We start from the raw sequence: 15,346 nt of genomic DNA, 5'->3' as shown, positions 1-15,346 counted from the left end.
GGGAAAACATTCGCGCAGCCAGGGTTAACTATGGTCAGCAATAAAACAGAATCGTCAGGTGAATTCTTGTTGGAAATGAGCAATATCAACAAGTCATTCCCCGGCGTCAAAGCGCTCGATAATGTTAATTTGAAAGTCCGTCCTCATTCCATTCACGCACTGATGGGAGAGAACGGGGCTGGCAAATCGACATTATTAAAATGTTTGTTTGGGATCTATCAAAAAGATTCCGGTAGCATTATTTTTCAGGGTAAAGAGATAGATTTCCATTCCGCCAAAGAAGCACTGGAAAACGGTATTTCGATGGTTCACCAGGAATTAAACCTGGTTCTCCAGCGTTCGGTAATGGATAACATGTGGTTGGGCCGTTATCCGACCAAAGGGGTGTTTGTCGATCAGGAAAAAATGTATCGCGACACCAAAGACATTTTCGATGAACTGGATATTGATATCGATCCTCGCGCCCGCGTGGGTACGTTATCGGTATCGCAAATGCAGATGATCGAAATTGCCAAAGCGTTCTCTTATGACGCCAAAATTGTGATCATGGATGAACCGACGTCTTCCTTAACGGAGAAAGAGGTCAATCATCTGTTTAAAATTATCCGCAAGCTGAAAGAACGTGGCTGCGGTATTGTGTATATCTCGCATAAGATGGAAGAAATCTTCCAATTGTGTGATGAAATTACCATCCTGCGTGACGGACAGTGGATTGCCACTCAGCCGCTGGAAGGGCTGGATATGGACAAGATCATCGCCATGATGGTCGGCCGTTCCCTTAATCAGCGCTTCCCGGATAAACACAACACGCCGGGTGAAACCATTCTGGAAGTGCGTAACCTGACCTCGCTGCGTCAGCCGTCGATTCGTGACGTTTCCTTTGATTTGCGTAAAGGGGAAATTCTTGGGATCGCAGGGCTGGTGGGCGCTAAGCGTACCGATATCGTGGAGACCCTGTTCGGCATTCGCGAAAAGTCAGGCGGCACAATTACCCTGCACGGTAAGAAGATTAATAACCACAGCGCGAACGAAGCCATTAACCACGGTTTTGCGTTGGTGACTGAAGAGCGTCGCTCCACCGGGATTTATGCCTATCTCGATATCGGCTTTAACTCGCTGATTTCGAATATGAAGAAATACCGTGGCAAAGTGGGGCTGTTGGATAATTCGCGCATGAAGAGTGATACCCAATGGGTGATTGACTCAATGCGCGTGAAAACCCCAGGACATCGGACGCAAATTGGTTCGCTGTCAGGCGGTAACCAGCAAAAGGTTATTATCGGGCGCTGGTTATTAACCCAGCCGGAAATTTTAATGCTTGATGAACCGACGCGCGGTATTGACGTAGGTGCCAAGTTTGAAATTTATCAGCTGATTGCGGAGCTTGCCAAAAAAGAGAAAGGGATAATCATTATCTCTTCTGAAATGCCTGAACTGCTGGGTATTACTGACCGTATTCTGGTCATGAGTAATGGTCTGGTTGCCGGCATTGTTGACACTAAAACTACTACGCAGAACGAAATTTTACGTCTTGCGTCATTGCACCTTTAAGATCAGGGGCTCCTCATGAGTGCGTTAAATAAAAAAAGTTTTCTCACTTACCTGAAAGAGGGCGGTATTTACGTCGTTCTTTTAGTATTACTGGCTATTATTATTTTCCAGGACCCGACGTTCTTAAGTCTGCTGAACTTGAGTAACATCCTGACCCAGTCTTCGGTGCGTATTATTATCGCCCTCGGCGTTGCCGGGCTGATTGTGACTCAGGGTACTGACCTGTCCGCTGGTCGCCAGGTCGGCCTGGCCGCGGTGATTGCCGCGACGCTGTTGCAGTCGGTGGACAATGCCAACAAAGTATTCCCTGATCTCGCAACGCTGCCTATTCCGCTGGTACTGCTGATCGTCTGCGCTATCGGCGCGGTAATTGGCCTGGTGAACGGGGTGATCATTGCTTATCTGAACGTGACGCCGTTTATCACCACCCTGGGCACGATGATCATCGTTTACGGGATTAACTCCCTGTACTACGACTTCGTGGGCGCGTCACCGGTGTCTGGCTTCGACTCACACTTCTCGACGTTTACCCAAGGGTTTATCGCGCTCGGCAGTTTCCGTCTCTCCTACATCACCTTCTACGCGTTAATCGCGACGGTGTTTGTCTGGGTGCTGTGGAACAAAACCCGCTTCGGTAAAAACATCTTCGCTATCGGCGGTAACCCTGAAGCGGCACGCGTTTCCGGTGTGAACGTGGCGCTGAACCTGCTGATGATTTACGCCCTGTCCGGTGTGTTCTATGCCTTCGGCGGGTTGCTGGAAGCGGGCCGTATCGGTTCTGCCACCAACAACCTCGGCTTTATGTATGAACTGGATGCGATTGCTGCCTGCGTGGTGGGCGGGGTGTCATTCAGTGGCGGTGTCGGCACCGTTATCGGCGTGGTAACCGGGGTGATCATCTTCACCGTTATCAACTACGGCCTGACCTACATCGGGGTGAACCCGTACTGGCAGTACATTATCAAGGGTGCGATCATCATCTTCGCCGTGGCGCTTGATTCCCTGAAGTATGCCCGTAAGAAGTAATCTTTAGCGTAGTAGCGATAAAAACCCGCCATGAGAATGGCGGGTTTTTTTATGTCCGGCTCAGTGAGGAGAGGAGGTCTGCAATTCCAGCAGCTGGTCCGGAAGTACGGCCGGATAACCCTGGGCATCGTCCGGGACCTGATACGGGGACGGGATCGGCACCAGCGGGCCTAAGAAACGCGGTTCACGTTTGAAGAGGTACAGGTCAGCCAGCGCCCCGAAACGCGCGCCGAATTCACGCACGCGCACACTCCACATATCTTTTGGTGAGGGGACGGCGTAACACTGCGCCTGAATGCCCATATGCAGGGCGATAAACAGCGCGCGCTCGCAGTGGAAGCGCTGGGTGATGATGATGAAATCGTTGGTGTCGAACACTTTGCGCGTGCGCACGATGGAGTCCAGGGTGCGGAACCCGGCGTAATCGAGCACGATATCCGCCGGATCAACGCCACCGGCTATCAAGTCTTTGCGCATGGTCATCGGTTCGTTATAGCTTTGCAGCGCGTTGTCGCCGCTCAGCAGCAGGTAATTCACTTTGCCGCTGTTATAGGCGTTCAGCGCGCCCTGAATACGGTAGCGATAATACTGATTGATAACCCCGGTGCGGTAATACTTGGCGGTGCCGAGCACCACTCCGACCTGGCGATAGGGCAAATCCTGCAGTTCATCATAGATATACGGGGCCGTTTTCCAGCTCATCCAGCGGTCGAGACCCAGTACGGTCAACAGCAGCAGGCCTACCAGGACTAACAGGCTGTATAACACGCGCTTTAACATGGACTTGACTCAGTGGTGGATGAATAGTGACTCAGGCTACTTTACCCGCGGGGGAAGAGCAAGAAACAGTAGTTTAATTGGGGGGATTTTCATCAGCGCGGGCCATGAAGCCCGCACCGTGAGATTAGGCCAGCAGCGTGCGGTCGATGTTCTGACAGCCCAGCGCTTTCAGGGTTGCCGCAGTGGCATCCCATTGGATGAGCGGCGCATCAGCACGTTCAGCCAACATCGCGCGTTGAATATCCGGATAGTCATAGCCGTTGAGGCTCAGCAGGTTCAGCGCGCCCTGCAACGGTGGTAACGACGGGTTAAACGCCGCGTTCTCGGCATAGCTGCCAACGAAAATCGTGCCGTCGCGTAATTCCAGCGCTACACCGGACGGCGACTGGCTGTACGGGGCGTGACAGCGGTTTGCGGCCTTAATTGCTGCCTGCGTCAGGGCATCACCTTCCAGCGCATAGCCGTGATCCTGGGCATCCATCAGCAGCGTTTTGATGTCCAAATCTTTCGGGCCAAACGCGTCAGGCAGATAGTCTTTCAGCGTATGCGGTTCGCGGCCCGGCAGGTTGATTTGCAGTTCAAGCCCGCTGTTGAGTTCATTCATGAACTGGCGGCAGTGGCCGCAGGGGGTGTAGTTCACGGTAATGGCTTTCAGCGCTTTTTCACCGCGCAGCCAGGCGTGGCTGATGGCGCTTTGTTCGGCATGAACGGTTTGCTGCATGGTTGCGCCGATAAATTCCATATTGCCGCCGAAATACCAAGTGCCGCTCACTCCACGGGCGATAGCGCCAACGTTAAAGTGTGACAGGTCGGCCCGGGCGCAGGCGGCAGCCAGCGGTAACAGCGCGAAAGCCAGCGCGTCTTCGTCCAGTCCCGTGGCTGATTTCAGCGTGGAGACCTGCCCGGCGCTCAACATTGCGGGAAAATGCACATCAGCGAGCACCGGAGCGAGGGCTGATTGCAGTTCCGCACTGAGTTGCGGGAAAGCAGATTGAAAACGTGGATGCATGGCAATGGCCTCTTACAGGTTAAGGGATGACAGTGTACGGACCTGTTAAGGGCTAATGTGTGACATAGATCTGACTTTTTATGCAACTCATGAAAATTGACTGAAATTTGTGTGATGCATCGCGTTATCCGACTACGGCCAATATCACCGGAAACAGGAACGGTGCCACCAGGGAGGTGATAATCCCGCAGATAACCAGCGCCAGCGAACTGAACGCGCCTTCCTGATAATCCAGTTCGGCACAGCGGGCGGTGCCTAAGGCGTGCGAGGCGGTGCCCATCGCCAGACCACGCGCCGCTTTGGTATTAATACGCATCAGATTTAACAGGGTATGGCCAAACACCGCGCCAAGAATACCGACAAAAATCACGCACACCGCGCTGATCGCCGGAATGCCACCGATGCTGCCGCCAACCGCCATCGCAATCGGCGTAGTCACGGATTTCGGTAATACCGAGGCGGCGATTTCAGGTGTCGCCCCCATCAATAGCGCGACGGTCGTGCCGGTGACCATCGCGACTACGCTGCCGATAAAGCAAATGGTGATAATCGATTTCCAGCGGGCACGAATCTGATGCAGCTGTTCATACAGCGGGTAAGCCAGTGCCACCACGGCGGGCTGCAGCAAATCGTTGAGGATTTCACTCCCCTTGAAATAGTGGTCGTAAGGAATGCCGGTCAGCAGCAGGAAGGGGATGATCACCACCATCGCCACCAACAGCGGGTTCAACAGCGCCATTTTGAAGCGGGCCGCAAGCTTACGGGCGGCAAAGAATACGGCGAGGGTTAATGGCAAAGACCACCAGATATAATGCATCATTCGTTATCCGCTCCCTTCTGACCGATCACTTTGCGTTCGCCATGCACCAGATGGGAGCTCCAGCTCACCACCAGGAAGACCACCAGGGTGCTGATGGCGCACGACACCACCACCGGGCCAAACTGGGCGCGCAGCACGTCAACGTATTGCATCACCCCCACGCCAATTGGCACAAACAGCAGCGCCATATAGCGGATCAGGACGTAACAGCCAGGATTCACCCACTTAGCCGGGAGAATTTGCAGCGCCAGCAGGACGAACAGAATCAGCATCCCAATAATGCTGCCGGGGATGGTGATGGGTAACAGCGACGCGATAAAGATCCCGGCGTACAGACAGGCGTAAATCAGCACGAAAGCACGCAGGTATTGCCAGATGATATTCAGTGTTTTGCTCATGGTCATAGCCCTTGATGAAACGCATTCATCATACAATTAAACCCTGAAATGTGCTACCGATCACATCATGAATTCTGAGCATACAAAGCATTCCTTTTGGGCACCCTGCGCCGGGCACCCAAATGCACAATAAATCGTTGGTAGTCAGTGTAGTTTATAAGGGCTTCAAACCGATCTTGACCCGCCATGCTCAGGAGGAGATTGAGCATGACGGAGAAAATGTTTAACTAATGTATATAAACATTCGTGCGGCATGTCAGAAAATCGTTTTTTATCAAAACGATTGCATATTTTCTTATAGAAACAAAGCGACAGAAATACGTAAACTGTATCTTCAGTTACCGCTTGTTATACCATTCCAGAAGTCATCCATTACCAGTTCAATCTCTGCTACGTCGTCCACACCAGACTGCCTAAAAATAACATCAGTAAGGCGTTCTGTGTCAAAGCGCTTTAGCTCAGCCAGCGATGAGGGTTCGCCGATCGCTGCAATATCACTACCCAGAAGACTAGCCCCCATACGTATAGAATCCCAGCCAAGCCGTTCACCTTCAACAGACTGCTCATAAATTCGTTCATCTTCAATCGCGCCATATTCACGAATAATTTTATAAAGATCGGTCGCGTCTTTGGCATTACCATGTCCACGGTCGCGCCAGGCAAATAGCTTTAACAATGCTAACCCTGGCAGTGAACAAAACGGCAGCTTTTCGGCATTACCCAGTTGCACAATCACGGTATGGGAAAATGCGTCACTAAAACCGTCCACAGCCATGATGATTTTACGATCTGGTGGCCAAGCTATGTGATTCGCCTCGGCGATATCACCAAAAGGAATAATATCCAGTTCAGTTCCTTCTGCAATCAATCGATGGGCATTATCCTTAACCTCCTGCGCACCTTCGGCAATAAAGGTATTTTTTAACGCATTAAACATGGGCCAGCCATCAACGAAAACGGCAATATCAATGTCACGAGTTCGGCGGCCAATACTTCTGCCGTGAACATGATGGAGCAGGATTTCACGCGCCGTTGCGCCCGCAATAAAAAATGGTATCTCCTGCGCCGTACAAATCTTGTTGATCCTGCTCAGCAGCATTTCAGTAACTGAAGAGATTGGATTCGTTAACGTGAAGATATTTGTCATTGATTATCTTTGCCGCCTCCCGATTTCTGTCTTCATCGCTCGCCAGTAACTCAGCCACACATAGCATCGCTTCTGCTTTACGATTCAGCTTAAAATTTATCCCCCAAAAACTGGAGACCAATTGAAACTTCTTGCCCGGTCCAGCTCTTAGCTTCAGTTGTTGTCGCCTTAGCAACAGCGGGCGTGATGTAAATAGCAGACCGCGTTCTGGTATCAGATATCCGTCACTTAATTTTGCAGCGGCCACTTCCCCTCCCCAATACTCTGAAGGTTCGAGCACTATGTCATCCCACTCTTCTGGTGCAGTTGACCAGAGGCTATCCAGTTTCGGCCGCAGGGAGGTAGCATAATCCTTTAGCCAAAGTGCCAGTAACTCGTCTTCATTCATCAGACGCCGCCCTTTCTGCGACTTGCGAAAATAACGCTGTGCCTCAAGATAAGTAAACGCTTTGCTCACCATCCCCAGAGATATACCCGATTTCTCAGCCAGACTACGATAAGTTTCGTTTAGGGATTCCGGACAAGTTAACAGCACAAAAAGGAGTTTCATCACTCCTTCAGCGAAACGACGGCTAGCAACAACAGGTTTCTTTTCATATCGACCTTCAACGAAAAGATAGAACCCCGGAGTCTGGATGTGGGCATTACCAGCCGTGTCGATGAAATTAATTTGATTAGCAATGCAATACTCAGCCAGCGACGGGGTAAGCCGATTGCATACCAGCAATGCAGGGACATCCGTAGGGAAGCGAACTTGATTTTGACCAACCGCCATCAGTGTCTCTTTGCGATGAATGATCTTCACCGCCAACGCGAAATTAACAATTTCTCCGTTCGGTCCGGACAGTTTTCCCAGCCCATCATGTGAAAATATTCCGCGTCCAATACTAAGTTCAAACTCTAACTGAAAACCTTTAGGAAGATTCTCGATAGCCTCAGACAGTAGTTGTACTTCTTTCATTTGTTCACACCTGAGTTTTGTTCATGATTCATGAACAATTTAATGTTATGAACAAACCAAGAAGAATGCAACATGTACGAGAGAAGATGTTGCATAAGCTACGGTAGCCGCATCCTGTTTGCATTGTGGTTCAAGTCGTTGGTAATGCTTAACCCTGCCATAAAGGCTGTTAGTAGGTTTACCGAGGCGCCAGGCGACCTCTTTAATGAGGCAAAGGAGTGTCTACGAAACCCGAGTTACGTGGGTATGTTAATGAAAAAATGCGCTGAATCGGATAATAAATAGGCTTGTTTCAGAAGAAAACATCAGAGTTGTTATGTTCATTTGAGCTGGTTTACCATAGCGCCTCTTTTTTCTCCGGATACTGATATGCGTGTTCTGCTGGCGCCGATGGAAGGCGTGCTTGATTCACTGGTGCGTGGCCTTCTGACCGAGGTGAATGATTACGATCTGTGCATCACCGAATTTCTGCGGGTGGTGGACCAACTGCTGCCGGTGAAATCCTTCCATCGCCTGTGTCCTGAACTGTTAAACCACAGCCGAACGGCCTCTGGCACGCTAGTGCGCGTGCAGTTATTGGGGCAGCATCCGCAATGGCTGGCCGAAAACGCAGCCCGTGCGGTGGAGTTGGGTTCGTGGGGGGTGGATCTCAACTGTGGCTGTCCGTCGAAAGTGGTCAACGGCAGCGGCGGTGGGGCGACGCTGTTAAAAGACCCGGACCTTATCTATCGCGGTGCGAAAGCGATGCGTGAAGCGGTGCCCGCGCATCTGCCGGTGACGGTCAAAGTGCGTCTCGGCTGGGACAGCAGCGACAGGCAGTTTGAAATCGCCGATGCCGTCCAGCAGGCAGGAGCCACCGAGCTGGTGGTTCACGGCCGCACCAAAGACGATGGCTACAAGGCCGATCGGATCAACTGGCAGGCGATTGGCGACATCCGCCGTCGGCTGAACATTCCGGTCATTGCTAACGGGGAAATCTGGGACTGGCAAAGCGCCCAGGACTGCATGGCCGCCACCGGCTGTGATTCGGTGATGATTGGCCGTGGGGCGCTCAATATTCCAAACCTCAGCCGGGTGGTAAAATACAATGAACCGCGAATGCCGTGGCCTGAAGTCACCGAACTGCTGCGCAAATACAGCCGGCTCGAAAAGCAGGGCGATACCGGGTTGTATCACGTGGCGCGGATCAAACAGTGGCTCGGCTACCTGCGCAAAGAATACGTAGAAGCCACCACGCTGTTCACAACTATCCGCACCTTACAGGACTCGGGTTCCATCGCCGATGCGATTGAACAGTACGCCCAGCGTCAGGCCTGATATTACCCCGGCTTACGCGCGCTCAGCAGGAAGAGCATCGGACGCTCTTTCTCTTCCGCCAATCCCGGATTAGCGGCGATTTGCTCGGCGCTCGGGCCCCATTCATCAAGTTGTTCAATGACAAAGCCTGCGGCGATAAGCGCGTTAATCCAGGTCGCCAGCTTGCGGTGCTGTTTCTTCACGCCATCGGCAAACCAGTTGCTGAGGCGTTCACCTTCCAACTGATAATTCGCCACCGGCCAGGTTTTTTGCCCGTCATGTTCGATGAACCAACCCTGTTTGAGCGCCGCGGTGTAAATCGGATGCTCGGCGGAAAACACCAGTTTGCCACCGGGTTTCAGCGCCTGAAACAGCGTCCGGAACAGCCCGTCGATATTATGCAGATAATGCAGCGCCAGCGAGCTGTAGGCGAGGTCGAGGCTGTCAGCGGCAAGCGTCAGGGTTTCGAGGTCGGCTCGCTGATAATCAATTCCGGGCGCCTCGGTCATTTCACGTGCGCGGGCCAGCATCTTTTCAGACACGTCGAGCCCCAGCACGTGTGCGGCCCCATGCTGCTGCGCCCAGCGGCAAAACCAGCCGTAGCCACAGCCTAAATCAATTATTGCCTTACCCTCAATTGCGGGCAGCATCTGTTGTAAGGTGGGCCATTCGGGTGCGCCGTCCAGGCCTTTAACCGAGCGGTCGAGGGTGGCATACCCGGCAAAAAATTGCGGGTCGTCGTAAATATTCTGCGTCATACACTCTCCTGTGATAAAGACTTCCGCCCCAACTATAATTTATGCAGCTATTATGAAGAAGCATGGCGGGATAGGTCTGGCGAAGGCTTTTTCATTGTTGCCACGCTTTCCTAAACACCTTCTGCATTTTCATAATAAAATGCGCGTCCTCTCAAAAAAACAGAATTCCAATATGAAACGTACTGCTATTGTCGCTGCAATGCTCAGTTTGCCGCTGGCTGCCGTGTTGGTTGGCTGCGCGCCGTCACACGATACTGACGGGCCTTTAAAACAGCAATTACCGGCTTCCCATGTTGATAATACCCTTCCGGTGGCCCTGCAAAATGGCTGGCCGCAGAGTAACTGGTGGCAGGATTATCATGATCCTCAGCTGAATAATCTCATCACCAGCGCGTTGAGCAATGCCCCTGATATGCAGGTGGCGCAGCAGCGCATCAGACTGGCAGAAGCGCAGGCGCAAATGGCACAGTCGCAGCTTGGCCCGGAAGTAAACTTCGGGGCTGACGTTGAGCGCCAGAAAATGTCGGCTGAAGGCCTGATGGGTCCGTTTGCGACCGAAGAAGGCGGCGGCCCGTGGTACACCAACGGCACGCTGGGCCTGACCGCAGGCTGGGATCTTGACCTGTGGGGCAAGAACCGGGCCCTGGTGCAGTCGCGTATCGGGATGGTGAAAGCCCGTTCCGCCGAACTGGCGCAGACGCGTCAGGTGCTGGCGAGCAGCGTGGCGCGCCTTTACTGGCAGTGGCAGACCGAAGCCGCTATCAAGCAAGTGCTTGAGCAGATTAAAAACGAACAGAACAACATTATCTCCGTCGATAAAGCGCTCTATTCACGCGGTATCACCTCCTCTGTGGAAGGAGCGGAGAACGATATTAACGTCAGCAAAACCGATCAGAACCTGACGCAGGTCGCGGGCAACATGAAGGAAATTGAAGCCCGACTGATGGCGCTGACCAATAGCCAGGGCAGTTCAATGTCGCTGCATCCGGTGGCGCTCCCGGCGGTGAAAACCCAGATGCCTGCGTCATTAGGCTACGAACTGTTAGCCCGTCGCCCTGATTTACAGGAAGCCAACTGGTATATCCAGTCCTCAATGAGCGAAGTCGATGCGGCGAAAGCGGCATTCTATCCGGACATCAACCTGATGGCCTTCCTGCAACAGGACGCGCTGCACTTAAGCGACCTGTTCCGTCATTCTGCCAACCAGATGGGCATCACTGCCGGTCTGACGCTGCCGATTTTTGACAGCGGTCGTCTGAATGCGAATCTGGATATTGCCGATGCGCAGCGTGATTTGTCCGTCGCAAACTACAACAAAGCGGTGGTCGATGCGGTTAACCAGGTGGCAAAAACCGCCAGCCAGGTAGAAACGCTGATGGAGAAAAACCAGCAGCAGCAGCAGGTGATCAAAGATGCTGACCGCATGGTACAGCAGGCTCAGGCGCGTCTGGCGGCGGGGATCCTCTCTGGCTCGCGCGTAAGCATGGCGAAACTGCCGTCGTTGCAGGAGCAGATAGACTCGCTGCGTCTGCAGGGCCAGTGGGTTGATGCCAGCATTCAACTCACCTCCGCGCTCGGCGGCGGTTACCACTACACCGGAAAATAATCCCACGCACGCTGACTTTCCTATACTTACCTCCTGGGTCAACGCCAGGAGGTTCCCATGACAACAAAAGTTGCGGTCGTTACCGCATCCGATTCCGGAATTGGTAAGCAGTGTGCGCTTCAGTTAGCGCAGAAAGGTTTTTCACTCGGGGTGACGTGGCACTCTGATGAACAGGGCGCCCGGCAAACCGTGCAGGAACTCACGTCCCTTGGCTGTCAGGCGCAGGCCATTCAGCTCGATCTAAGCCATCTCCCGCAGGGCGCACAGGCGCTGGATATGCTGATCCAACGGCTGGGGCGCATTGACGTACTGGTCAATAACGCCGGACGCATGACTAAATCTTCGATTCTTGATGTGACGCTGGAAGACTGGCGGGAAACGTTTTGTGTAGACGTCGAAGGGGCGTTGCTGTGCTCGCAGATTGCGGCGAGGCATATGATTGCGCAGGGCGACGGTGGGCGGATCATCAACATCACCTCGGTGCATGAACACACGCCGCTGCCACAGGCCAGTGCCTACACCGCCGCTAAGCACGCCCTCGGTGGGCTGACCAAATCGCTGGCCCTTGAGCTGGTGAAGCACAACATTCTGGTGAACTCGGTGGCACCGGGGGCCATCGCCACGGCAATGAATAATATGCAGGATGACGAGGTAAAGCCCGGCTCAATGCCCAACATACCGATGGCAAGGCCGGGGAAAACAGAGGAGATTGCCGGGCTGGTGGCGTGGCTGAGCTCAGATGAGGCGTCCTACGTTACCGGACAATCGCTAATCGTCGATGGGGGATTTACGCTGGTGAATCCGCAATTTCTGAACGAACAACAGGCCTGACGGCGAGGGCGCAGACTGGCTGCGCCTTACTCTTCTGATTCAGCAGATTTACGATCCCGATGCCAGAACCACACCCGCACCGCAACGACCGCCATCACCACGACAATCAGCCATGCCCAGTGTTTCAGATGCTGATCGAGATGATGGAGCCACGGGCCGATCACTTCCCCGCCGAGATAGCCGAGGGTGGTGAACAGCAGCGCCCATACTATCGCCCCAACAATATTCAACGGCAGGAAGATTTTCGGCGACAGTCGGCTGGCGCCGATCAATATTGGGCCGATGATGCGAAAACCATACATAAAGCGACTGCCGATCACGAACAGCCAGGGACGTTCCTGAATCAAGCGCTGGGCTTTACGAATTTTCTTTTGATGACGTGAAAAGCGTTTGAGCAAGCGGCCACCGAAGCGCCGTCCGAGCAGGTACAGCACCTGATCGCCAATCATTCCGCCGAGCGCCACCGAGGCCACCACCAGCCAGAAACGCAGCAGTCCCTGATGCGCCGCCACCCCGCCAAGCAATGTGACCGTTTCACCTTCTGCCACTGAGCCGACAATCAGCGCGGCGTAGCCATACTGGCTAATCAGATTATTGATATCCATACAGGTTTTTATGGTCTCCCTGAAATAACACGTGCTTTAAGCATACACCCCTGAAGGACAATCGCCAGGCCACGGGCGAAACGGTGCCGGGCTATTTTTGTGCTGTACAAAATATAATCTCCAGCGTGGATTATACTTACACGGTGCCGTACGAAGCCGTGAAGAGGAGGCTTTATGAATCATGTCTGGGGACTGTTTTCCCATCCCGATCGTGAAATGCATGTTATTCAGAGCGAGAATGAAACCGTCTCGCATCACTACACCCATCATGTCCTGGCGATGGCCGCGGTGCCGGTGGTCTGCGCCTTTATCGGCACCACCCAAATCGGCTGGGACTTTGGCGATGGCACCACCGTTAAACTGTCGCTGTTCACCGGTTTTGCCCTGGCGGTACTGTTTTATGCCCTGATGTTGGGCGGGGTGGCGGTTATGGGCCGGGTCATCTGGTGGATGGCGCGCAATTACCCCGAAAGGCCATCGCTCAAGCGCTGTATGGTGTTTGCAGGCTACGTGGCCACGCCGATTTTTCTCAGCGGCATCGTGGCGCTGTATCCGTTGGTGTGGCTGTGCGTGTTGGTGGGCGCGGTGGCGCTCTGTTATACCGGCTACCTGCTGTACATCGGTATTCCCACCTTCCTCGGGATTAACCGTGAAGAGGGGATGAGTTTTGCCAGCTCGACCCTGGCGATAGGCGTCCTGGTGCTCGAAGTGCTGCTGGCGCTGACGGTGATCTTATGGGGTTATGGCTATCGGTTATTCTAAGCTAACTCATAACGGGCGTTGATGATTGTAACGCCCGTTATGCAGCATTTATTCATGATTATCCTATGGCACCAGAAACCTCTCACGCGGTATGATGCAACGGCTCGCATTTGTGACTGTAAACATAAATGCCCCCGATTCATAACTTGCGTAAATAATTACCAGACCTTTCACGATGCCTAAATTTCGAGTTTCTCTGCTCAGCCTTGCGCTGATGCTGGCAGTGCCTTTTGCGCCTCAGGCGAGTGCCAAAACTGCCGCGACGACCGTTGCTTCCCAGCCGGACATTGCTTCCGGCAGCGCGATGATCGTCGATTTGAATACCAATAAAGTGATTTACGCCAGCGAACCGGATCTGGTGCGCCCAATTGCGTCGATAACCAAGCTGATGACCGCCATGGTGGTGCTGGATGCCCACCTGCCGCTGGATGAGATGCTGAGCGTGGATATCAGCCAGACGCCAGAGATGAAAGGGATTTATTCACGCGTGCGCCTCAACAGCCAGATTAGCCGCAAAAACATGCTGCTGCTGGCGCTGATGTCCTCCGAGAACCGCGCCGCAGCAAGCCTCGCGCATCATTATCCCGGTGGCTATGACGCATTTATTCGCGCCATGAATGCCAAGGCCAAATCGCTCGGCATGACGCATACCCACTACGTCGAACCGACGGGGCTGTCGATTCATAACGTGTCTACCGCGCGTGACCTCACCAAAATGCTGATCGCCACTAAACAGTACCCGCTGATTGGTCAGTTGAGCACCACCAAAGAAGACATGGCGACGTTCAGCAATCCGAATTACACCCTGCCGTTCCGTAATACCAACCATCTGGTGTACCGCGAGAACTGGAATATCCAGCTGACCAAAACTGGCTTTACCAATGCGGCGGGTCATTGTCTGGTGATGCGCACGGTGATGAACAATCGTCCGGTGGCGATGGTGGTGATGGATGCGTTCGGTAAATATACCCATTTCGCCGACGCCAGCCGCCTGCGAACCTGGATTGAAACTGGCAAAGTGATGCCGGCGCCGCCAGCCGCGTTGGCCTATAAGAAGCAGAAAGAATTGCAGATGGATAGCGCGATCCACAGCGCCTCGCAGCAGCTCGCCCAGGCCGATTGAGAGATGTTGTTGCCCGGCAAGCGTTAGTGCTACCGGGCGAGACAGACTATTCCGGCAGCGTCCAGTCACCATCGTTGAGTGGGCGCTGCATAATCAACGTATCACGCCAGTCACCCATCTTATAGCCGACGCTTCGCAGCTGTCCGGCCACCTCAAACCCATGTTTTTTATGCAGCCGCAGCGAACCGGAATTACTATTGCCATCACCCACAACCGCCACCATTTGCCGCCACGGACCCTGCTCGCAGAGTTCAATCAGCCGGGTGAGCAAGGTGCTGCCCACGCCGCGCCCGGTCATGCTGGCATCGACATATATGGATTCTTCGAGGGTATAACGATAGGCCGGGCGAGGGCGATAGTGGCTGGCATAGCAGTAGCCGACGATAATCCCGCGATACAGCGCCACTAGCCAGGGCAGGCCCTGTTCGCTGATAGCGTGCATCCGGTCGCGCATCTCGTCGACGGTGGGGGGGATTTCTTCGAAAGAGGCGCGGCCGTTTAACACATGCCAGGCGTAAAGGGCGGCAATCGCATGCGCGTCGTCCGGGCTGGCCTCACGTATTTCCACTTCTGTGCCGTATAGAACATCTGCCACTGACATGCCGATAACTCCTCAAACCTGCCCGGCCAGAGAAACGTTTCTCTGGCCCTTTGGCCTACTGTAATCGGAGTT

At 53.5% G+C, this 15,346-nt stretch carries 16 protein-coding genes; 7 read left to right on the top strand and 9 right to left on the bottom strand.

What is annotated here, in order from left to right; all coding sequences use genetic code 11:
• Positions 1 to 30 precede the first annotated feature (30 nt).
• The gene (gene mglA, locus ACG0Z5_RS05655) at positions 31 to 1,551 is read left to right on the top strand and encodes a galactose/methyl galactoside ABC transporter ATP-binding protein MglA (RefSeq protein WP_394446010.1); all 1,521 of its coding nucleotides are present in this window, start codon (positions 31 to 33) and stop codon (positions 1,549 to 1,551) included.
• Positions 1,552 to 1,566: 15 nt separating this feature from the next.
• Entirely contained in the window at positions 1,567 to 2,577 is a 1,011-nt protein-coding gene (gene mglC, locus ACG0Z5_RS05650) for a galactose/methyl galactoside ABC transporter permease MglC (RefSeq protein ID WP_394446009.1), read from the top strand.
• 60 nt (positions 2,578 to 2,637) lie between these two features.
• On the opposite strand, the gene sanA is transcribed toward mglC, so the two are convergent.
• The 6 genes from sanA to ACG0Z5_RS05620 form a co-directional block, all read right to left on the bottom strand.
• The gene (gene sanA / locus ACG0Z5_RS05645) at positions 2,638 to 3,357 is read right to left on the bottom strand and encodes an outer membrane permeability protein SanA (protein WP_394446008.1); all 720 of its coding nucleotides are present in this window, start codon (positions 3,355 to 3,357) and stop codon (positions 2,638 to 2,640) included.
• A 124-nt stretch (positions 3,358 to 3,481) separates the two neighbouring features.
• The gene (cdd, locus tag ACG0Z5_RS05640; protein ID WP_394446007.1) at positions 3,482 to 4,366 is read right to left on the bottom strand and encodes a cytidine deaminase; all 885 of its coding nucleotides are present in this window, start codon (positions 4,364 to 4,366) and stop codon (positions 3,482 to 3,484) included.
• Between the two features lie 124 nt (positions 4,367 to 4,490).
• Positions 4,491 to 5,186 carry a CidB/LrgB family autolysis modulator gene (locus ACG0Z5_RS05635; RefSeq protein WP_319628928.1) on the bottom strand — a complete coding sequence of 232 codons (696 nt, stop codon included), beginning with the start codon at positions 5,184 to 5,186 and terminating at the stop codon, positions 4,491 to 4,493.
• A complete protein-coding gene (locus ACG0Z5_RS05630) occupies positions 5,183 to 5,584 on the bottom strand; it encodes a CidA/LrgA family protein (protein WP_394446006.1) in 402 nt (133 codons plus the stop codon). The genes ACG0Z5_RS05635 and ACG0Z5_RS05630 overlap by 4 nt, the downstream gene beginning before the upstream one ends.
• A 334-nt stretch (positions 5,585 to 5,918) precedes the next feature.
• Positions 5,919 to 6,731, bottom strand: a complete 813-nt coding sequence (locus ACG0Z5_RS05625; RefSeq protein ID WP_394446005.1) for a nucleotidyl transferase AbiEii/AbiGii toxin family protein — start codon at positions 6,729 to 6,731, stop codon at positions 5,919 to 5,921.
• Positions 6,685 to 7,692, bottom strand: coding sequence for a type IV toxin-antitoxin system AbiEi family antitoxin (locus ACG0Z5_RS05620; protein ID WP_394446004.1), 1,008 nt, complete (start codon positions 7,690 to 7,692; stop codon positions 6,685 to 6,687). The genes ACG0Z5_RS05625 and ACG0Z5_RS05620 overlap by 47 nt, the downstream gene beginning before the upstream one ends.
• A 369-nt stretch (positions 7,693 to 8,061) precedes the next feature.
• On the opposite strand from ACG0Z5_RS05620, the gene dusC reads away from it, so the two are divergent.
• Entirely contained in the window at positions 8,062 to 9,009 is a 948-nt protein-coding gene (gene dusC / locus ACG0Z5_RS05615; RefSeq protein ID WP_394446003.1) for a tRNA dihydrouridine(16) synthase DusC, read from the top strand.
• A gap of 2 nt (positions 9,010 to 9,011) precedes the next feature.
• On the opposite strand, the gene ACG0Z5_RS05610 is transcribed toward dusC, so the two are convergent.
• Positions 9,012 to 9,746 (bottom strand): class I SAM-dependent methyltransferase, encoded by a 735-nt coding sequence (locus ACG0Z5_RS05610; RefSeq protein WP_394446002.1) that lies wholly within the window; start codon positions 9,744 to 9,746, stop codon positions 9,012 to 9,014.
• A gap of 172 nt (positions 9,747 to 9,918) precedes the next feature.
• Here ACG0Z5_RS05610 and mdtQ point away from each other — a divergent pair, with 172 nt between their 5' ends.
• Entirely contained in the window at positions 9,919 to 11,352 is a 1,434-nt protein-coding gene (mdtQ, locus tag ACG0Z5_RS05605; RefSeq protein ID WP_394446000.1) for a multidrug resistance outer membrane protein MdtQ, read from the top strand.
• 57 nt (positions 11,353 to 11,409) lie between these two features.
• On the top strand, positions 11,410 to 12,183 hold the full coding sequence (locus ACG0Z5_RS05600; RefSeq protein ID WP_394445998.1) for an SDR family oxidoreductase: 774 nt from the start codon (positions 11,410 to 11,412) through the stop codon (positions 12,181 to 12,183).
• A 26-nt stretch (positions 12,184 to 12,209) separates the two neighbouring features.
• Here the strand turns inward: ACG0Z5_RS05600 and ACG0Z5_RS05595 are convergent, their stop codons facing one another.
• The gene (locus tag ACG0Z5_RS05595; protein ID WP_394445996.1) at positions 12,210 to 12,788 is read right to left on the bottom strand and encodes a DedA family protein; all 579 of its coding nucleotides are present in this window, start codon (positions 12,786 to 12,788) and stop codon (positions 12,210 to 12,212) included.
• A gap of 174 nt (positions 12,789 to 12,962) precedes the next feature.
• Between ACG0Z5_RS05595 and ACG0Z5_RS05590 the strand changes: the two genes are divergently transcribed.
• Together ACG0Z5_RS05590 and pbpG are read left to right on the top strand one after the other, a co-directional pair.
• On the top strand, positions 12,963 to 13,550 hold the full coding sequence (locus ACG0Z5_RS05590; RefSeq protein WP_394445994.1) for a Yip1 family protein: 588 nt from the start codon (positions 12,963 to 12,965) through the stop codon (positions 13,548 to 13,550).
• 175 nt (positions 13,551 to 13,725) lie between these two features.
• A complete protein-coding gene (gene pbpG, locus ACG0Z5_RS05585) occupies positions 13,726 to 14,673 on the top strand; it encodes a D-alanyl-D-alanine endopeptidase (RefSeq protein ID WP_394445993.1) in 948 nt (315 codons plus the stop codon).
• 46 nt (positions 14,674 to 14,719) lie between these two features.
• Here pbpG and ACG0Z5_RS05580 read toward each other — a convergent pair whose 3' ends face one another.
• Complete coding sequence (locus ACG0Z5_RS05580; RefSeq protein WP_394445991.1) at positions 14,720 to 15,274, bottom strand: GNAT family N-acetyltransferase; 555 nt, start codon at positions 15,272 to 15,274, stop codon at positions 14,720 to 14,722.
• Positions 15,275 to 15,346 lie beyond the last annotated feature (72 nt).

The sequence above is a fragment of the Scandinavium sp. M-37 genome (assembly GCF_043558715.1).
Taxonomy (GTDB): domain Bacteria; phylum Pseudomonadota; class Gammaproteobacteria; order Enterobacterales; family Enterobacteriaceae; genus Scandinavium; species Scandinavium vulneris_A.
This window is presented reverse-complemented; position numbering and strand designations above follow the sequence as displayed.